Source organism: Anaerotignum sp. (assembly GCF_031981185.1).
Taxonomy (GTDB): domain Bacteria; phylum Bacillota; class Clostridia; order Lachnospirales; family Anaerotignaceae; genus Chakrabartyella.
The window spans coordinates 32,406-52,374 of sequence record NZ_DALYUL010000023.1 but is presented as its reverse complement, the minus strand read 5'-3'; the positions used below and the strand labels follow the sequence as shown (position 1 = coordinate 52,374).

Genomic DNA, 19,969 nt, shown 5'->3' with positions numbered 1-19,969 from the left:
AGCCTGCTGAGGACACAGGTGCTGATAAGCCTGCAGGTGGTACGGTTGAACTGACATTAGGCACCGGTGGCACCACTGGTACTTACTATGCAGTTGGCGGAACAATGTCTACGGTATTAAATAATGCTATGGAAAACGTGAATCTGAAGGTTGTTTCCACTGGTGCATCCAAGGCTAATATTCTAGATATTGATGATAAAGTATCTGATATTGCAATCGTTCAGAACGATGTAATGTACTATGCATACAATGGAACTGACCTTTTTGCGGCAGAAGGAAAATTTGAAACATTTTCTGCAGTTGCAGGTATTTATGATGAGACATGCCAAATTATTGCAGGCTCCAATATTACCAGCATTGCTGATTTAAAGGGAAAAACAGTAAACGTTGGTGACGCAGGCAGTGGTGTTGAGTTTAATGCTACACAGATTTTGGCAGCTTACGGCATTGACATTAATAAGGACATCAATAAAGTAAATGGCAGTTTTGGTGATGCCGCTGACTCTATTAAAGATGGCAAGATTGATGCTGCATTTATTACTGCAGGTGCACCTACCACTGCTGTAGTTGACTTAGCTATTTCTAAGAACATCAATTTATTAACTATTGATGATGAACATGCAGCAGCATTAATTGAACAATATCCTTTCTATACAAAAACGATCATTCCAGGCGGAACTTATAATGGCGTGACAGACGATGTTCAAACATTAAGTGTTCGTGCAACCTTGATTGCTGCAAATGATGCGTCAGAAGATACAATTTACGAACTGACCAAAGCGCTCTTTGAAAACAAGGATGCACTGGCAAGCAGCAATGCAAAATTTGCAGAATTGGATCCAGCTTTAGCAGTACAGGGAATTTCCGTTCCATTCCATCCCGGTGCTGAAAAATACTTTAAAGAGATTGGTGTTAAGAGCTAATTGTTAAAGGGCTGTAAGTTCAGTTTCAAGCAGATTGTTGGTATAGTGGTTGCAATAATAGTTGTTATTATTGCAACTGCTATTTTTCATGTGAACCATACAGAAGATTGCCTGATATTGCGGAACGGGAGAACAGGCAAGATTCTCGTAAGTTACCCCATGGAAGAAGGCGGGGAATTTTCTGTGCGATTCAAACATTCTGTGAATAAATCTCCGGTTGAAGACCGGTATCGAATTGAGAATGGAGGAATTGTTGTATATCAAACGGTATACTATAATTTCGGTGCAGGGGTACAGACAGAGTTGGAAGAAGGGCAGACATTAACCTACGGAAAAGATGGTTCTATGATTATTTCCGATATTGATAAGCCCATTGCCGATCTTTCCTATAATGTAAGCCCTGTATATGATCACATTTTACTGATTAATGGAGAGGAAGTTAGCCTGCGTCAGCTTTGTGGTGAGGAAAGAACGGTTTCTTTTTCCTATGCAAAAGGAACAAAGTAGCAAAGTACAGAGAACGGATATTATTTGAGACAGAGGGCCGACTAACTGTAACTCAGCCCAAAGGTCCATTTAGGTTCTCTGGGTATGCTAGAATAAAAAGGAGGAGGATAAAAACGTGTTTAAAAAGAAAGAGAAAATATCTTTGGAAGAAATAGCTGCGTTCCACAATGAAGTAAAAGGTGCGGACTTGGAAGCTGTTATGAAAAAGTATGATAGAGAAGCTAATACCCGTCATTTTGAGGGCATCCCTAAAATCATTGTTAGATGTATGCTCATTGGATTTGCATTATTTATGGTTTATATGAACCTATTTGTAAACTGGGGTGAACAGATTAGACGCTGTTTATTTTTGGGAATGGTAATTCTACTGATATTTACTATTTTTCCAAGAAAAAAAGGTTCACAACAAAAAGTGAATCATATTCCTTGGTATGATTGGATATTAGGCATTGCTGGTTCTGGAAGCTTTTTCTACTATGTGGTAAATTTCAGTGAAATCCTGCAAAAGGCAACAAGAATTGGCCAGCTAGAGGTTATTTTGGGTATCATTGGTATATTGGTATTGACAGAGGCTTGTCGCCGTGTAACAGGTATTCCAATTATTCTTGTGGCTACGGGATTTGTAATTTATGCTTTTTCCAGCGGTCTGCCACTTAGAAGAATTATTTATAATTTGTTTTATACAACTACGGGTGTAATTGGAGTGCCTATTGGGGTATGTTCTACGTTTATTGTGCTATTTATTATTTTTGGTGCATTTTTGGAGGCAACGGGAATATCTAATTTCTTTATTCAGTGTGCGAATTCAATCGCCGGAGCAAGTTCAGGTGGCCCTGCAAAGGTAGCTGTTATTTCCAGTGCTTTGTGCGGCATGGTATCCGGCAGTTCTGTAGGGAATACAGTTACAACTGGTAGTATTACAATTCCTATGATGAAAAAAACAGGTTACCCACCCGAATTTGCAGGAGCAGTTGAAGCGGCTTCTTCTACCGGTGGTCAGATTATGCCTCCTATTATGGGTGCAGCGGCGTTTTTGATGGCTGAAATGTGTGGGGTGGAATATGCCAGCATTATTCAGAAGGCTATATTACCCGCTTTCCTATATTTTTCAGGTATTTTCTTGATGGTTCATTTTAAGGCAAAAAAGCTGAAATTAATGGGAGTTCCCAAGGATGAATTACCAAAGTTTAGCCACTTGGTGAAAAATATCTATTTGCTTCTTCCTTTGGTTATTTTGGTTTATATGATTATTGATGGATATACCATGTCCCGTTCTGCAATTTTTGCAACATTAGTTGCCATTGCAGTTAGTATGTTTAATAAAGAGCATCGAATGACGGTAAATGGCTTTTTCAATGCTTTGGAGAACGGCGGCAAGGGTACATTATCGGTTGCCGCGGCTTGCGGTATGGCAGGGATCATTGCTGGTGTTGTAAGTATGACTGGTTTGGGACAAATTTTTATTTCTGGTATTGTATCTGTGGCAGGAAATAATTTGCTTATTGCCCTAATGTTAACAATGGTTTGTTGCATTATTTTAGGCATGGGCGTTCCAACCACGGCGAATTATATTATTATGGCTACAACATGTGCGCCGATTTTAATCACAGGCATGAATATGAATATCATTGCTGCAAATATGTTTGTTTTCTATTTTGGTATTGTTGCGGATATTACACCTCCTGTAGCCTTGGCGGCATATGCCGGTGCAGCAATTGCTGGTGCAAATCCTATGAAGACGGCATTTAATGCAACTATGCTTGCCATTGCAGCGTTCATTATTCCCTATGTATTTGCATATAATCAAGCGCTATTGTTTATAGATACAACACCATTACAGGTGATTCAGGTGGTCATCACTTCATTCATTGGTATGTTTTCTATTGCGGCAGGCATGATTGGCTATATGTTTAAGGACCTAAAGTTAATTATCCGCGTGCTTTGTATCGCATGTGGGTTGTTATTGATTCATCCAGGTGCCTTAACGGATGTTGTTGGGATTTCGGCAATCGCTGTTATTGTTATAATGCAATTGATTGGAAATAAAAAGAATCTAAAAACAGCGGTTTAATATATTGTGATTTTTAACGGGTGGCTTTTGCCACTCGTTTTTTTAGTGAACATATAACGAGGGTTTAGTATTGCAAAAGCATTTTTTACAAAGAGACTTTGGGTACAATATATAAATGGGTTTGAACTTAATTATTACAAGAGGGTTGTTTAATATAAAAAAAGTAATGTATAAATAGATAGAGTAGTATCCGGCTTTGCAGAGTGTTGGTATGATATGTATAAAATTACCATTGAAATTATTTTATTTTTTTATTTTTCTAATTGACTTTGACGCTACGTCAAGAGGTATTCTATTCTTACAAAGGGAGGTGGTCTTATGGAGTACAGCATAAAGGAACTATCAGACATGGCAGGGGTAAGTGCCCGAACCCTGCGATATTATGATGAGATTGGTTTACTTTTTCCTTTGCGCACCAACCAGGCTGGTTATCGATTTTACGGAGAAAAGGAAGTTGAATTATTACAACAAATTCTTTTTTATAAGGAAAGAGGCTTTGGGCTTGAGGAAATTAAAAGCATTGTTTATGAAAAAGATTTTGATATCCTTTTTGCCTTGCACAACCATTTAGAAGAGCTTGAAAATCAGAAGCAAAGGTTAGAAGGCCTAATCTCCATTGTGAAAAAGACAATTTCAGCAAAAAAAGGAGAGAGAATAATGAGTGATCAGGAACGTTTTGAAATGTGGAAAGAAAAGCTAATACAGGAAAATGAGGAGAAATACGGGCAGGAAGTGCGCGAGAAGTACGGAGATGCCTCGATGGAAGAATCCACACAAAAGATGAAAGATATGACAGAGGAAGATTATGGGAGATTTAAAGCATTGGAGGGGGAAATTCGTGGGAGATTAAAGGCGGCAGTGACCAAAGGGATGTCCCCTGAAAGTCAAGAGGGCAAACAAATTGTGCTTTTGCATAAAGAATGGTTGTGTATGACTTGCAAAAGCTATTCTAAACAAAGGCATCGGGGCATTGTTGATATGTATGTAATGGATGAGCGCTTTACTGCCTATTATGACAGTGAAGTAAGGGGCTGCGCTGCGTTTTTAAATAAAGCAGGGGTATACTGGATTGAAAAACTGTAATGCCTTATACATTCGTTCAACATGGAATGTAGGGTTTAGCGAAAGTATTTTTCAAGGAGTTTTTTGAAAGTCAACTTCAAACAATAATTTATAGGTGTTGATAAGTTTACTTGGCATGATATAATAAAGTTACCAAGTTTACTTGGCAAAAAATGATGGATGGTGTTGACAATGAATAAGGAAGAAGTTTTAGCGAGAAGTAGAAATGAAAACAAAGATGAACGAGATCTATTGATTGGAAAAACGGCCAATGAAAATGCATATGTTGCAGTAACCCTAGTTTTCTCGATTTTAAGTATTTTGTTGTTTGTGCAAAAACTCATTTTAGGCACGGCATTCGCCGATTATAGGGTTTTTGTATTGGCACTTTTGATAGGCACAAGCGGGCAGAGTATAACCACATATTATTATGACCGCCATCGAAAATCAATCTTGATTGCAGCTTTTCTAGAAACGACTGGTGCTGTCGCTTGTTTGATTTCAATTATTGCCAGTGGCATGGGGTGGACATAATTGAAAAAGACAAAGGATGGTCAGGAAGTAGAGTTGATACTCTATAATCGATTAAAGGAAGCAAGACTGGAGAAAAGGCTGTCTCAGGCACAGCTTGCAGATATGGTTGGGGTTTCCAGGAATACAATTAGTTCGATTGAAACAGGACAATTTAATCCTACGGCAAAATTAGCCCTGATTATCTGTATTGCTTTGGATAAGAAGTTTGAAGAGTTATTCTATTTTATGTAAATGAATTTGATGCCTTGATTTAGATTCTTCTTAGTAATACGAAATTAGAATCTGTCAGTGGTTAGACACCAAAAAAGCCCCATGCAGCGACGGGAAGAAAAATCTTCTACGGTGCTAAGGGCTTTTTTCATTTTAAAAATTATGCTGCAAAAGGATGGGGAAAAATCCCCTTTCCCTTATTATAAGCGTTCTGCGAAGTTTCATATTTTAAGCAGGAAAGTTTTACTTCATCAAATATTTTCTTCCCAATGCCAATTTGATTGGATATGGGCCTTTGCTCTATCAAAATCCTTCTTACGGACATAAAAAACATAGTCAATTTCCTGTGTCAGCAAAAGCTCAGGTGTGATGGCAGGATATATCCCTTTGGGTGCATGGGTATCCACAGCAGACACAGAATATTCGATGCCGGCTTGCTCTAGCAATTGGCGCATTAGTCCCTGTTCCTCCAAAGAATGGGCGGAATATATGGCAAGACTGTTAAAAGACGTAAACATTACAATCACCTCCGTTTTAATCAGTATATCATGATTTTGGGGGGATGAAAACCTTGGCATTTTAGAGGGTACTCTTTCCATATGAAGATCTTGGAAAGTAATGGGAGTCATAGCAGCCGTAGGATTGCGATAAAAATAAGAATCCCACCGGATAGCGTAGTCCAAAGGTTCTCACGAATTTTTTCGGTATTTGTTAGCTTCTTGCCAAAGAAAGCTCCAAGGGAGAGGAAAACAACTTGGAAAATTGCAGAAAACAGTGGGAGCTTGCCGATTTCCATGCCAGAAGCCGCCGCACTGATACCAACGCCCAAGGAATCCAGGGAGAGAATAAAACCAAGGAGGAGGGTCTCCTTAGGATCTAAAGTTTGGGATGCGTCTTTATCGCAAACAGAAGGCTGATGAACAGATGCCAAGGGTGATGGCGGTTCTTTCGCCTTCCGAAACCCTTGTAAGCAAAGCCATAGACCGAACAGAAGTAGGAAACAGGGCGCTAAGGTCTCACCCGTGGCGGAGGGAAGTAACAGTGCAAGCCCGCGTCCTGCTATAATAAATACTTCCATCATCAAAAAAGTTTCCAATGCTAATAAAAATTTGGATGCGGCTGGGAATGTGATACGACGCAATCCGTATGAGATGCCAATGCCCAAAGCATCTATGCTAAGTGAAAAGGCAAGGAGCAAACTAAACAACATAAGGAAACACCTCCTGATTTACATAGTATGCAGGAGGAATTTTTTTGGGCATGACCACATAGATATGAAAAAGAGGACAAACCGATAAAAATACAAAGGACGGGTGTGAGCATATGGATTGGTGGAATAAAGAATCAACGGAAGTAGGTCAGTCTTTGGGGACATCCCTGGAAAATGGGCTTTCCTCAGAGGAGGCGAAAAAAAGGCTGTTGGAAAAAGGTAAGAATCTTCTTCATCAGGAGGGAACAAATGCGGGCATTGTCAGAAGGTTTTTTGCCCAGTTTAATGACTTTATGATAATGCTGCTATTGGTGGCTGCAGCTGTTTCCTTTGGAGTATCTTATTTAAATGGGGAAAAAGAATTTATTGATTCCATTATTATTATTGCCATTGTTGTTTTAAACGCTTTATTGGGCGTGATTCAAGAGAGCAAAGCCCAAAAGGCTTTGGAGGCATTAAAGAAAATGTCTGCGCCAAAAGCGGTAGTGCTTCGGGGTGGAATTCGCACGGAAATTCCTGCAGAAGATGTTGTAATTGGAGATATTATGCTTCTTGAAACAGGAGGATACATATGTGCCGATGGAAGGGTGATTGAGACTCGTGGATTAAAGACAGAGGAAAGTGCCATTACAGGGGAGTCATTGGCAGTGGATAAAGAGACCAATATTTTCCCAAAGGAAACTGGGTTGGGTGATCGCAAGAATATGGTGCTTTCGGGAAGCTTCGTATTGGGGGGGAGCGGACGAGCTGTTGCAGTTGCAACAGGTATGGATACAGAAATCGGCAGAATTGCAAACTTACTGGCTGAGCAAGAGGATCAGGAAACACCGTTGCAAAAAAAACTGGGAGAGACAGGCAAAACCTTAGGCATGGGGGCGTTGGTTATTTGTGCAGTTATTTTTGCCATGGGACTATTGCGCCAAGAACCGGCATTTAGCATGTTTATGACCTCTGTTAGTTTAGCGGTTGCTGCAATTCCCGAGGGTCTGCCTGCTATTGTAACCATTGTTTTGGCCATTGGAATGCAACGGATGTCTAAGAAAAATACAATCATTCGACGTTTGCCTGCAGCGGAAACCTTGGGCAGTGCATCCGTGATTTGTTCTGATAAGACAGGAACCTTAACCCAAAACAAAATGAAAGTAGTAAAGCTTGCTGATTATGGCAAGAAAAAAGATGATGAAAAAAGGCAATTAATTCTTACCTTATTCTCTCTTTGTAACGATTGTCACAGACAGAAGGAGAAACTTGTGGGGGAACCAACAGAACGTGCATTGGCCGAAGCGGCGGAGGAAGGCGGTATCGCCATTGAGGAGGTACAACGGGAAATGCCAAGAGAAGGGGAAATCCCTTTTTCTTCGGAGCGCAAAATGATGACTACACTCCACGCCATGGGGGATGGAACTTGGATGACAGTGACCAAAGGGGCGCCGGATATTTTGTTTGAGCGCTGTAATAAATGTTTAGATGGGCATAATCAAGTGCATTTTGATAGCAGTAAAAAAAGCAAGGCCCGCATGCAAAACGGGGAAATGGCGGCAGGTGCCTTAAGGGTGGTTGCTGTAGCATTTCGAGAATGGGGGAAGAAACCGGATTTATCAAAGGTGGATAGCATTGAATGTGACATGGTTTTTGTGGGTATGGCAGGAATGATTGATCCACCAAGGCCAGAGGTGGCAGAGGCAGTACTTCTTTGCAAAAAAGCGGGTATCCGTCCTGTTATGATTACAGGTGACCATGCTTTAACGGCGCAGGCCATTGCCACTCAACTGGGTATTTATGAAAAAGGAGATACCTGTATTACGGGGCAGGAGTTGAGCAAGCTTTCCGATGAGGAGCTAGAGGAAGCGGCAGTTCATTGTACAGTTTTTGCAAGGGTTGCCCCTGAACATAAGGTACGTATTGTCAAAGCATATCAAAAGGATGGCAGTGTAGTTGCCATGACAGGAGACGGTGTAAACGATGCGCCGGCATTAAAGGCAGCGGATATTGGCTGTGCCATGGGAAAAAGTGGGACGGAAGTTGCAAAGGGTGCCGCAGATATGATTTTGATCGACGATAATTTTGCCACGATTGTAGAAGCCGTGCGAGAAGGAAGAGGGATTTACGATAATATTCGTAAAGCTGTTCATTTTTTGTTGTCCAGTAATATTGGCGAAATTATAACTATTTTTGCGGCAATGTGCTTTGGCTGGGCAACACCTTTGCTTCCAATACAGTTGCTTTGGGTAAACTTAGTGACAGATTCTTTGCCGGCCATTGCGTTAGGCATGGATCCTGTGGAAGGAGATTGTATGGAGCGTCCCCCCAGACAGCGAGAGAGCACCTTGTTTGGCGGCGGCTTAGGCGGTAAAATCATGGTTGAAGGTATGATGATTGGCATGTTGGCATTGCTGGCCTTTGCTATAGGACATATCTATTTTGATGATGAAAAAATGTATGTTACGGGGAGAACTATGGCTTTTGCAGTTCTTTCTATCTCTCAGTTGATTCACGCATTTAATATGCGCTCAGAGCATTCCTTACTTTCTATTCGACCCTTTGAAAACACATGGCTGGTTGGAGCATTTCTGATTGGTATAGTACTTCAAGTGGGGGTCATTATGGTACAGCCTTTGGCTACAGTGTTTAAGGTTACTCCCTTGGGTATCTGGGAATGGCTCATTGTTGCAGGGTTGGCATGTTTGCCTTTGCCTATTGTGGAATTGGAGAAATGGAAAGACAGGAAATTGGAACGCAGAAGGCAGAAAAAAGAATATGTTCTGTTATAATATGTGAATTAAAGCAGGCTTGGGAATGGTTCTCAAGCTTGTTTTTATTAGGATGCTATTAAGGGAAATTGGCTTTTCATTGCTGTCTTTGTTGTTTCTTAAAGTTGGATTTGCTATAATACTAGAAACATATGCTTTTATGAGAAAAAAGCAATCATTATTCTGGTATTACAAATGAAAAAGAAAGGGGAAAGAAAATGTACAGAACAGTTAATAGTCCCCAAGGGGCACGTATTCAATTGGATGGACGAGAAGTGATAAACATGGCATCAAATAATTATTTAGGCCTCGCCAGCCACCCCCAAGCAATACAGGCGGCAAAGGATGCCTTAGATCAATATGGAGTGGGGCCCACTGCCAGTCGAAATATTGTAGGAAATTTTCCAGTTCACGATGCTTTGGAAAGAGCCTTGGCAGAGTTTAAGGAGGTAGAGGCAACACTGGTTTTTAACTGCGGTGTTTCGGCAAACACAGGGGTAATTCCCTTTTTGGTAGGCAAGGGTGATGTTATTTACAGTGATGCACTAAATCATGGGAGTATTATAGATGGGTGCAGGCTTTCCGGCGCCCAAATTAAGGTGTATGAACACAAAAATATGAGTTCCCTGGAGGGGATTTTAAAAGAACCTGTAACAGGAAAAAAATTAATTGTCACTGATGGTGTATTTAGTATGGATGGAGATTTAGCACCCCTTCCTGAAATTGCTGATTTGGCAGACAGATACGGGGCGATGCTCATGGTGGATGATGCCCATGGCGATGGTGTGATGGGACCAATGGGAAAAGGGACGGTAGATCATTTTGGACTGCGAAGCCGGGTGTATGTGGAAACAGGGTCTTTGTCTAAGGCTTTTGGTTCAGCGGGAGGATTTGTAGCAGGCTCAAAAGAGTTAATTGATGCATTGCGTCCTAAGGCCAGAAGCTTTATTTTTACCGCTTCCCCTATGGCACCCTGCCTTGCAGCAGCAGCTTTAAAAGTAATTGAAATAATTTCTCGGGATAAATCCTATGTGGATAAATTATGGGAAAACAGAGAATATTTTGCAAACCGCATAACCAAGCTGGGGTTAAATATGGGAACGACAGTGACTCCAGTTATCCCCGTCATTGTTGGGGAGGAAGGGTTGGCTGATAGAATGAGTCAGGAGTTATTTGAAAGGGGCGTTTTTGCTCAAGCCATAAAATTTCCTATGGTGCCCAAGGGAACGGCACGACTGAGGTTTATGATATCAGCGGGACATAGAAAAGAGGATTTGGATTTGGTGGTTAACGCGATTGAAGAAATCTCCAAAGCAAATGGATTGATATCTTAATAATAAAAGCAACCGTTTTAAGCTGAATGTTTTTAATTTTAAGCTGAGGAAATGGCCAAAAAATTACTCTCGAACTGGATTGAAAGATGAATTTGTTGGCATTGTAAAAGGGTATTCTTAAGGATATCCTTTTTAATTTATAAATTTTTACAGGAATTTTCAGTATGTTCCTGTTTTTCTCTGGAAATACTGAGAAAAAAGGAGGCGAAAGAAATGTTAAAGGATGGATTATTTGAATTGCTGGAAAAAGCAAGGAAAGATAGCGATTTGCGAAAAAGAATATTACAAACAAGAAATGCAAAGGATCCCGAATTGGCTCTTTGCGAATTATCCACGGAATTAGGTTGTAGTGTTACTGTAGGGGAAATTTATCAGCAAGGTGCAAGATATTTGTCTGACTTGGAAGACGGCTGTATTGGTGCCACAGAACCCAGAAAGAAATGGGGAGATACCTACGATGAATTTCTTGCATCAATAGAAGGAATGGAAAAGAATAAGAAATAAAAATCACCCCGAATGATTTTAATTTTTTAAATCATTTGGGGTTTTTTGTGCAATAATGCTGTAAATTGGCAAAATTACGAAGGTAGAGCATATTTTTTGGAGATTTTTGAAGTTTATAATTATTTTTGATAAAAAATAGACAAAATTGCATCTATTTACTAAAAACATCTTTTGAGTTTTTTATTTTATTAACAAAATAAAGCATTTTTTATAAAGTTGACGTTGTTGGAAATTGGTGTATTACCACATTGACAGGTAGAAATGGCAGTGATACCATAGAATTGGATAGGTATAAAAATATAATAATTGTAGTTTAATGCAATTTTAGGGGGCATGGGTATGATAGAAATGGTAAACGGGATCGTTAGTTTGGACAGGCTTGAAGTAACAGATATTATTAACATTAACATTTTGCAGAATTTTTTAGACAATTTTGCATTGGGTATGAACTGTGCTGCAGTAGCGGTTGATCGAGAGGGAAGAGAAATTACATCCCCAAGTCACTACCGAGACTTTTGCAGTAATTACGTACATATGTCTTCCGTTGGTGATGCCAGATGCGCCAAGTGTCATAATGAAATGGGAATGAAGGCAGTAAAACTGGGAAAACCTTATGTTGGTTCTTGCCATGCAAACTTAATTGACTTTGCCTGTCCAATTGTAGTCAAGGGACGGCATATCGGAACTGTGTTGGGAGGACAAATTTTAGATAACCCTCCTAAAGAAGAGGTTGTAAAGAAAACAGCCAGAGAGTTAAACCTAAGTGAACAGGAACTGTGGTCGGCATCCCATAGAATCGATGTTATTCCTATGAAAAATATTCAAGCTGCAGCAGAGGTTTTATATATTGTTGTAAATGCGTTGGCAGACAATGGTTACAATAGATTGGAAATAGAGGTATTGACCAAGGAACTTGCTGTAAACTTTATGGAGATTTCTAAAACCATTGAAACATTAACTCATTCTGCACACGAAATGTCGGCGAACCAAAATGAGCTTTCCCAAAAAATTACAGAGGTGAGTGAGGTAACCCGTGAGGTTTCCGATGTTTTGAAGTCTATTGCAAAAATAATAAGTCAAACAAAGCTGTTAGGATTAAATGCTTCCATTGAGGCAGCCAGATTAGGCAATGATGGAAAGACATTTGCGGTGGTAGCAAAGGAAATACATACCCTTTCCGAAAGCTCCAATGAAACGGTTGTTAAGATTGATGTTTTAAACGGTTTAATTCGAGAGAAGATTAATCACACCATCCAAGATGCTGATATGAGCTTGGAAAATTCTGAACGGCAAAGCACAGATATGACTAATTTAGAAAAAATGGTTCAAAGATCCGTGGTGATTGCAAAGAATTTAGAAGGGCTGTTTAGATAATTCAAAAGGATTTTAGTTGAAATGAGAAGCTAAAAGGATTCATCCACAGGGGCTTTCAATGTGGTGTGGATTTATCTTGCGTAACTTTAGCCCATCGCCTGTTTTGGCGATGGGTGTTTTTGCGCGTTTGTTTACCAACTATGATGGTGGAGCTGGCCCTGGGTAAGCATTCCTTTAAAGCCTTGCTGGCGCAAAGCCTCATATATGATGATTGCCACAGAGTTTGACAGGTTTAGGCTCCTTGCCACCTCCAGCATAGGAATACGAATGGTTCCTGCTTCGTGTGCCATAAGTATTTCTTCGGGAATTCCCGCACTTTCCCGCCCGAACATAAAATAATCATTTTCTTGATATTGAACATCAGAATAGACATGTTTGGCCTTGGTGGTAGCCATCCAGAGGCGGATTCCTTGATTCTTATCCATGAAGTCTTGAAAATTTTCGTAATAGCGAATATCAAGAAGATCCCAATAATCTAGGCCGGCTCTTTTTAAATATTTATCATCAACAGAAAACCCCAAGGGTTTAATTAAGTGCAAAACAGAATTGGTTACTGCGCAGGTTCTTGCAATGTTTCCTGCATTTTGGGGTATTTCAGGCTCTAATAGTACGATGTGCATATTGCGTTCCTCCTTTCACATATGTTTCAAATTGTAGCATAAAGAAAAACTGAAAACAATAGATGGTACGAGTTTTTCCTTTTTGAGAAATATTTCTATTGACTAATTACTTCTTGTATATTACTATTAAATAAAAATAGTTATCGCTTAGGGGTTTTGATTATGAAAGAGACAGCACAAATTTTAAGAGAAAAAGGTTTAAAAGTAACGCCTCAGCGTATTGCGGTTTATAATATGCTGTTAAAATCCACAGAGCATCCTAATGCGGAAACCATCTACAGAGCTTTGGAGCCTACAAATCCGACCATGAGCTTGGCTACGGTTTATAAAACCTTAGATTACTTTAAGCAGCTTCGGTTGGTTCAGGAGCTAAATGTTGGAGAGGGTAGCTCTCGCTACGATGCAGTTGTAAAATGCCATCCCCATACAGTTTGTACACAGTGTGGAAAAGTACAAGATTTATTTTTAGATGAATTGACTGAAATTCATAAACGAGTTGAAGATGAATTGGATTTTCAAGTAAATTGTGAGCAGTTAATTCTATATGGAGTATGTGGGGAATGCAGAAAAAATAAGATTGAAGCTTAAGGTTCAAATTGAACCGCTGAGTGAATGCTCAAAGGCATAGAACTCCGAAAAAGCCCATTCTTTAAGTTTAATTCAAATAAAGCGGATAAATTCCAATGACTGTATTGTCTTGGGATTTATCTGCTTTTTTGTAATAAAAATTTAGTTCAGCTTATGAATATTTGTAGCTAATTTGACAGTAATTGGATAAATTTGTTATAGTATAGAAGAATTATTTTAGATTTTATAACTCTGAGGAGGTTCTCATGGTAAAACGATTGATACCTGTTAATATGTATGATACTACAACGATGGAACAATGGCTCTCTCAGATGGGAGAAGAGGGCCTGATTTTGAAATCGTTTTCGGGAAGAAAGGCGGTATTTGAGGATGGAGATTGCCAGAAAATAAAATATCGCATAATACCAACGGTGTATGATGAAGATGAGCCTCCCCGAGAGATGAAAGAGCTTTTTGAAGCAGAAGGCTGGCATTATGTAGCCACGTATCAAAAATTGCTTTTCGTTTTTGCAATTGCCACACAATATCCCAAAGTCATTCCTTTCTCAAGGGAGAAAGAGCAGGAAATTTATGAAGAGCTGAAGGTAAAAAAGCGAAATAATTTTTTTCTTTCATTATTAGGGATTCTAGTATTAGGTGGAATGCAGCTCTTTCTTATTTATGTTCATTTAGAGGACTATATTATGGGTAAAGGGCAATATGTTGGATATACATATATTTTGACAGCATTTTTATATTTGATTGGGTTAAACCGAGAATATCGTTCGTATAAGCTGGTAAAAGAAAAGTTGATGAGCTTAGAATCCAGAGAGGAATTGGATTCACCCTATATTCCCTCAACAAAATGGATTCGGATAGAAACGGTTTTGAATGGGCTTATGTTTATTTTTTTATTTATACCATTGCTTGCCATAGCGACAGAAGGTAACATGGCTGAAGGAATTACAAAAGAAGAGATTTCTATTCCTTATGTAACCTTAGAGGAGATTGAAACAGTTCAAGGAGATAGGAAATATGACGATACTTATGAACATATGAATAAAAGCTCCACTTTTTTAGCCCCCATTCAGTATGTAATTCAACAAGAGGGGGAAATACAATATGATGATAATGAAATAAAAAAAGTTGTAGAGGTAAGTTTAGACTTATATTACTATGAGCTTAGGTTTCAAGCATTAGGAGATCAAACCCTTGAGGGTTTGATGGAATATTACAATACGAAAAAAATAGAGTGGGAAGAGGTAGACCAGGCATGGATATCGGAACCTGGGGGACACACCCGTGTCTTTTTATTAAAAGATAATAAAATTTTACAAATTACATATCAGGGAGATTTGGACATTTCCAACTATATAGATAATTTTATTAAAATGCTATAATGCTATGTTAGTTCATGTAAAACTTGTTGATAGGCAAAAAAAACGGCAGACTTGTTTTCTGCCGTTTTTTTATGTTAAGCTGTGGGGATTGTATCTTTACTTTTTCCATTGTGTTGAATTTCTTTCCAGCTTTTTGTTTCTCGGAACAGGCTGATAACCTGCAAAGGAATCCATGATGCCATAAAAATCGGGAATAATAAAATTGCGGAGCGCATTTCCTTTGGAAATACTCTTTTTTCCTGATACAGGGTAAGTATTGTTGCCATGAGACACATTAAGGTATAATAGAGCAAGAAGTAGATTCCCATGGCTTGAGCGAAATTGAAAATCCCTTCTTTTCCATCAAAAATTGCGGCTAAAAGGGTAAGCCCCAAGGGTAGTATGGATAGGGCTTGGGCAAATGCTCCCATTAAGAACATGGTGAAATCTGCGGCGTAAACACCGTTAGGTTTGATAACACGTTGCAGGAGAGGTTTGAAATGCAGTTTTCCTACCTGCATGATACCACTGCACCACCGACGGCGCTGCAACAAGGATACCCGAAAGGATTCAGGCTGTTCATCATAGGTAACAGCATCAGGAACCCACCAAACACGTTCACCCAAGAGGGCACACTGGGCAGAAAATTCCGCATCCTCAGCAATGGTTGTGGTATTCCATCCGCCTAGGCTTTCCAAAACATCTTTATGTACGGCGAAGCCTGTACCTACCAGTTTGGCAGAAAGGCCACAGGCGCCTCTTGCCTTATTGAAAAACAGATGGAAAAGATTAAAATAGATATTATAGCAACCAGAAACCCAAGAAGCGTGGGGGTTACTTGCCAAAAGACGTCCCTTTGCCACCTTTGCTCCAGCATCAAATGCATCATTTATTTTGGATAAAAAGTCGGGACTTACAATATTATCTGAATCAAAGACGCAAAAGGCGTCATATCCCTTTTTTCTTAACTGCATCATAGCCTGCTGTAATGCATCCCCCTTACAGGAAACGGGAAAAGAACAGTGTATAATTTCTGCACCGTAAGCTTTTGCCATGAGCTCAGTGTTATCTGTACAGTTATTGGGAATCACAAATACATCAAATAATTCAACGGGATAGTTTTGCTTTTGAACGCTTTCTATGAAGTTTGCAATTACAGCTTCCTCATTTCTTGCAGCGGTAAGGACTGCAAATCTTCGCAATTTTTTTGCAGAAGGATACTGTACTTCTTTTTTAAAAGCAAAGCAGGCAATTCCACCGAAATATAGGCTGATTAGTTTCAGCACTGCTCCAAGGGCCAATGCGATCCAAAATAATTCGTCCACTTTTATGTACCACCTTTCAGGATTTTCAACTTCTTATTGTCTAATACTACTATAGGGTATATATTTTAAGAAGAACTTAATAAAAATCTTAATAATACCGAAATATCCAATCTTAAAGGAAAATTAAATGATTTCCTGTTTGATTCTTAAGGGCTTTTTTATACAATGAATTTACAGAATGACGGAGGTGTACGGCATGTACAATATTTTAATTTGTGATGATGAAAAAGACATCGTTTCTGCGTTATCCATTTATCTTTCCACAGAGAATTATAAGATTTTTACTGCTTATACAGGGAAAGAGGCTTTGCAGGTGGTGCAAAATAACGATATCCATTTGATTCTGATGGACATTATGATGCCTCAGATGGATGGTATTGCGGCTACAGCAAAGCTTCGGGAATCCTCCAATATTCCCATTATTTTGCTTACCGCAAAAAGTGAGGACAGCGATAAAATTTTGGGACTGAATATTGGAGCAGACGATTACATCACAAAGCCGTTTAACCCCATAGAAGTGATGGCAAGGGTGCGTTCTCAGCTAAGGAGATATACTTCCTTGGGAGGAATGGCAAAAAAAGCGTCCCATTTGGTCATTGGAGGGATTGATTTAGACGATGAATCCAAAACAGTTACCGTTGACGGCGAGCCGGTTTCCCTAACCCCTAGTGAATATAATATTTTGAAGCTCCTCATGGAAAACCCAGGACGAGTATTTTCCTCGACACAAATTTATGAACAAATTTGGAATGAGGATGCATATGGTTCTGGCAGTGTTGTTGCGGTTCACATTCGTCATCTGCGAGAAAAAATTGAAATCAATCCCTCGGAACCCCGCTATTTGAAGGTGGTTTGGGGGCTTGGCTACAAAATCGAAAAGGAGGCTAAAGAATGACGAAGGTCACCCACAATCTAGGGTTTAAAGTGCTGGCCTTGTTTCTTGTGGTTATTTCCGGGATGTTGAGTTTTATCAGTTCAGCCGCAGTTTTTGTTGGGGGTGAAAGTGGTTTTTACAGCGGAAACCCACGATCCTACTATGACACGCCTTGGTGTAAATGGATTACCAATCAATATGCCGATGAAATCATGGACTTGTATCGGTATAATCCAACAGAGTTAAAAGGGTGGGTTGAAAATAGGAGTACAAACTTTGGATTTGAAATTTATACCCCAAGCGGTGAAAAAATAACTGAAGGAAATATCCCTGAGGAAGTTGGATTTAAAGAAACCTACGATTTTTATGTTTATGATGAATATACTGTGGACGGAGAATGGGTTTCTTATGATGAGCCTATGGATACCAAGCTGGAGGCCTATGTAAAATCGCCTATCACGGCTTCGGATAACTATACGCTGACGTACAGGCTCTATGGCATAACCTATAAATTCCGCATGGGAGTTCTTATCTTAGCACTAGCAAGCGTGTTGACATTTTTAGCCACTCTAATTTATTTAATGTGTGCAGCGGGGCATAGAGGAAAAACGGATGAAATTACGCCAAATCTTCAGGATCGCATCCCATTGGAAATTTATTTCGTTGGGATTGCTTCATTGGCAGCAATGCCTATTTATGGAATAGAATCTATTTATCCCTTTGATCAATTCAGCGATATTATGTTGCTGCTGGGCGCTTTGGCTTATCTTCTCGTTTTGGGGATAGCTTCTTTAATGACTATTGCTACACGGCTGAAAATGGGGAAATGGTGGAGAAACTCTATTACTTATTGGTTTTTTCACATTGGATGGAAATTTACAGGGGCTGTATTTGTTACATTCAAAGATACTATCACAGCTTTGCCTATGACATGGAAATATGCTGCAGCATGGGTGTTTATTTCCCTTATTTATTTATCAAATTCAAATAGTAGCGGGACAGTTTTTATCGTAAACTGTATTATTTTGGTTTTGGTGCTTTCTGTTTCCAATCAGCTGCAAAAGTTAAAAAAGGCAGGGGAACAGCTGGCCAACGGTAATCTTGATTATAAGGTTGACACCTCTAGGATGTTTCGGGTTTTCCGCAGACATGGCAACAATTTAAACAGCCTGTCTAAGGGAGCGGCAATAGCCATAGAACAAAAAATCAAAAGTGAACGGCTAAAAACAGAGTTGATTACCAATGTATCCCACGACATTAAAACACCTTTGACGTCTATTATTAACTATGTGGATTTACTAAAAAAGGAAAAACTTTCTGGGCAGGCCCAGGAATATCTAGAAGTTCTGGATCGTCAATCCAGAAGGCTGAAAAAGCTTACAGAGGATTTGGTGGAGGCTTCCAAAGCATCCACTGGGAATATTTCCGCACATTTGTTGCCCACTGACCTTTGTGAATTGGTACATCAGGCTGTGGCGGAGTATGAGGAAAAACTGGAAAAGGCGAACCTTGAGGTGGTAATTACTGCGAATGAACCCATTTATGGTATTGTAGATGGAAACTTGACTTGGCGTGTATTGAGTAATCTTTTAAGCAATGCCTGCAAGTATTCCCAAACGGGAACAAGGGTCTATATTCAACTTTCTAAAAAGGGAAGTTTTGCGTTGATTTCTATAAAGAATACCTCAAGAGAACAGCTGAATGTGGCCCCTGATGAATTGATGGAGCGCTTTGTGCGTGGTGACAGCTCCCGTTCTACAGAGGGGAGTGGGTTGGGGTTAAACATTGCAAGAAGTTTGGTGGATTTACAAAAAGGGAAGTTTACTCTTTCCATTGACGGTGATTTATTCAAAGCTTTTGTGCAGTACCCCTTAGCAAAGGCACCTGAACAGCAAGGGCCGAAGGAAGAAGAAATTCATGAATCAGAAGAAACTGAAATAAATCAAACTACAGAAAAGATAAATCTAGATAAAGTATAAAAAAAAGCCTTCTTTCCAAATTTGGAAAGAGGGCCTTTTTTGTGGGCATAATTTATAATACGAAGTGAAGTTTAAAAAATAGAGAACATAAAAAGGGTGCTGGATTTTTATGTAAATAAAAAAAGGATGCCTACACTAGTCTGAATGAAGGGCTGAAAAAATACAGTTTGTTCTATTCATAGAAAGAAAAGAATTTAAAAAAGGGAAAATCCTAAGGATTCTCCCTTTTCTATTAGCCTATATTATTCTACCTTGTTCCAAAGAACCAAATTCTTTGTTTTAAGGGAGTTTTTCACGTCGATTATACGTTGATTTTTACTGCCGCAAAACAAAAGCTCCAAAGACCTTTGGTTCATTTGGAAGGGTCCGTCAACGAGCACATCGATTTGCTCTAAAAGCTCAAGGGTTTCAGGATTCCCTTTTTCTAAAACGTCCTCCCACAGGTAGCCTGTATATGCCCAAACATTTAACCCAAGCTTTTTGGCTCCTTGGGCGATATGTTTACAGGCGAGAGGCTGATCTAAGGGTTCACCCCCAGATAGGGTAACTCCATCCAGTAGAGGATTTTCCGCTAGAGCAGATAGAATTAGGTCAGTATCTCCCGCATACCCCCCGTGATAATCATGGGTTTGCATATTATGACAACCGGGGCAGCCATGGGGACAGCCTTGGGTAAAAACAGTCAAGCGTATTCCCGGGCCATCTACAATTGAGTCATTTACAACTCCACTTAATCTGATTTCCAT

At 39.6% G+C, this 19,969-nt stretch carries 19 protein-coding genes; 14 read left to right on the top strand and 5 right to left on the bottom strand.

Going from position 1 to position 19,969, the window contains the following annotated elements; all coding sequences use genetic code 11:
- The 6 genes from RTK36_RS12780 to RTK36_RS12755 all read left to right on the top strand — a co-directional run.
- Window positions 1-923 (top strand): TAXI family TRAP transporter solute-binding subunit (locus RTK36_RS12780; protein WP_312047632.1); only part of this gene is annotated, 923 nt, incomplete at its 5' end.
- A 45-nt stretch (window positions 924-968) separates the two neighbouring features.
- Complete coding sequence (locus RTK36_RS12775; protein WP_312047631.1) at window positions 969-1,430, top strand: DUF1850 domain-containing protein; 462 nt, start codon at window positions 969-971, stop codon at window positions 1,428-1,430.
- A gap of 115 nt (window positions 1,431-1,545) precedes the next feature.
- Window positions 1,546-3,501 (top strand): TRAP transporter permease, encoded by a 1,956-nt coding sequence (locus RTK36_RS12770; protein ID WP_312047630.1) that lies wholly within the window; start codon window positions 1,546-1,548, stop codon window positions 3,499-3,501.
- Between the two features lie 318 nt (window positions 3,502-3,819).
- On the top strand, window positions 3,820-4,584 hold the full coding sequence (locus RTK36_RS12765) for a MerR family transcriptional regulator (protein ID WP_312047629.1): 765 nt from the start codon (window positions 3,820-3,822) through the stop codon (window positions 4,582-4,584).
- Window positions 4,585-4,755: 171 nt separating this feature from the next.
- Window positions 4,756-5,097 carry a DUF6442 family protein gene (locus tag RTK36_RS12760; RefSeq protein WP_312047628.1) on the top strand — a complete coding sequence of 114 codons (342 nt, stop codon included), beginning with the start codon at window positions 4,756-4,758 and terminating at the stop codon, window positions 5,095-5,097.
- Window positions 5,098-5,328: a helix-turn-helix transcriptional regulator gene (locus RTK36_RS12755; RefSeq protein ID WP_312047627.1), complete on the top strand. Its 231-nt coding sequence runs from the start codon at window positions 5,098-5,100 to the stop codon at window positions 5,326-5,328.
- Window positions 5,329-5,558: 230 nt separating this feature from the next.
- On the opposite strand, the gene RTK36_RS12750 is transcribed toward RTK36_RS12755, so the two are convergent.
- Together RTK36_RS12750 and RTK36_RS12745 are read right to left on the bottom strand one after the other, a co-directional pair.
- Window positions 5,559-5,825: a hypothetical protein gene (locus RTK36_RS12750; RefSeq protein WP_312047626.1), complete on the bottom strand. Its 267-nt coding sequence runs from the start codon at window positions 5,823-5,825 to the stop codon at window positions 5,559-5,561.
- Between the two features lie 107 nt (window positions 5,826-5,932).
- Window positions 5,933-6,517: a manganese efflux pump gene (locus RTK36_RS12745; protein WP_312047625.1), complete on the bottom strand. Its 585-nt coding sequence runs from the start codon at window positions 6,515-6,517 to the stop codon at window positions 5,933-5,935.
- A gap of 113 nt (window positions 6,518-6,630) precedes the next feature.
- Between RTK36_RS12745 and RTK36_RS12740 the strand changes: the two genes are divergently transcribed.
- From RTK36_RS12740 to RTK36_RS12725, 4 genes are all read left to right on the top strand, one after another.
- Window positions 6,631-9,288, top strand: coding sequence for a calcium-translocating P-type ATPase, PMCA-type (locus RTK36_RS12740; protein ID WP_312047624.1), 2,658 nt, complete (start codon window positions 6,631-6,633; stop codon window positions 9,286-9,288).
- A 197-nt stretch (window positions 9,289-9,485) separates the two neighbouring features.
- The gene (locus RTK36_RS12735; protein WP_312047623.1) at window positions 9,486-10,601 is read left to right on the top strand and encodes an aminotransferase class I/II-fold pyridoxal phosphate-dependent enzyme; all 1,116 of its coding nucleotides are present in this window, start codon (window positions 9,486-9,488) and stop codon (window positions 10,599-10,601) included.
- Window positions 10,602-10,814: 213 nt separating this feature from the next.
- Window positions 10,815-11,105 (top strand): hypothetical protein, encoded by a 291-nt coding sequence (locus RTK36_RS12730; protein ID WP_312047622.1) that lies wholly within the window; start codon window positions 10,815-10,817, stop codon window positions 11,103-11,105.
- Between the two features lie 339 nt (window positions 11,106-11,444).
- Window positions 11,445-12,479, top strand: a complete 1,035-nt coding sequence (locus RTK36_RS12725; RefSeq protein WP_312047621.1) for a PocR ligand-binding domain-containing protein — start codon at window positions 11,445-11,447, stop codon at window positions 12,477-12,479.
- Window positions 12,480-12,610: 131 nt separating this feature from the next.
- Here the strand turns inward: RTK36_RS12725 and trmL are convergent, their stop codons facing one another.
- Entirely contained in the window at window positions 12,611-13,099 is a 489-nt protein-coding gene (gene trmL, locus RTK36_RS12720; protein ID WP_312047620.1) for a tRNA (uridine(34)/cytosine(34)/5-carboxymethylaminomethyluridine(34)-2'-O)-methyltransferase TrmL, read from the bottom strand.
- A 162-nt stretch (window positions 13,100-13,261) separates the two neighbouring features.
- Here trmL and RTK36_RS12715 point away from each other — a divergent pair, with 162 nt between their 5' ends.
- Together RTK36_RS12715 and RTK36_RS12710 are read left to right on the top strand one after the other, a co-directional pair.
- Entirely contained in the window at window positions 13,262-13,687 is a 426-nt protein-coding gene (locus tag RTK36_RS12715; RefSeq protein WP_312047619.1) for a Fur family transcriptional regulator, read from the top strand.
- A gap of 245 nt (window positions 13,688-13,932) precedes the next feature.
- Window positions 13,933-15,066 (top strand): DUF2812 domain-containing protein, encoded by a 1,134-nt coding sequence (locus tag RTK36_RS12710; protein WP_312047618.1) that lies wholly within the window; start codon window positions 13,933-13,935, stop codon window positions 15,064-15,066.
- A 74-nt stretch (window positions 15,067-15,140) separates the two neighbouring features.
- On the opposite strand, the gene RTK36_RS12705 is transcribed toward RTK36_RS12710, so the two are convergent.
- On the bottom strand, window positions 15,141-16,370 hold the full coding sequence (locus RTK36_RS12705) for a glycosyltransferase family 2 protein (RefSeq protein WP_312047617.1): 1,230 nt from the start codon (window positions 16,368-16,370) through the stop codon (window positions 15,141-15,143).
- A gap of 196 nt (window positions 16,371-16,566) precedes the next feature.
- Between RTK36_RS12705 and RTK36_RS12700 the strand changes: the two genes are divergently transcribed.
- A complete protein-coding gene (locus tag RTK36_RS12700; protein ID WP_312047616.1) occupies window positions 16,567-17,265 on the top strand; it encodes a response regulator transcription factor in 699 nt (232 codons plus the stop codon).
- Window positions 17,262-19,223 (top strand): HAMP domain-containing sensor histidine kinase, encoded by a 1,962-nt coding sequence (locus RTK36_RS12695; RefSeq protein ID WP_312047615.1) that lies wholly within the window; start codon window positions 17,262-17,264, stop codon window positions 19,221-19,223. Before RTK36_RS12700 ends, RTK36_RS12695 begins: the two co-directional genes overlap by 4 nt.
- 242 nt (window positions 19,224-19,465) lie before the next feature.
- Here the strand turns inward: RTK36_RS12695 and nrdG are convergent, their stop codons facing one another.
- Window positions 19,466-19,969: an anaerobic ribonucleoside-triphosphate reductase activating protein gene (gene nrdG, locus RTK36_RS12690; RefSeq protein ID WP_312047614.1), complete on the bottom strand. Its 504-nt coding sequence runs from the start codon at window positions 19,967-19,969 to the stop codon at window positions 19,466-19,468.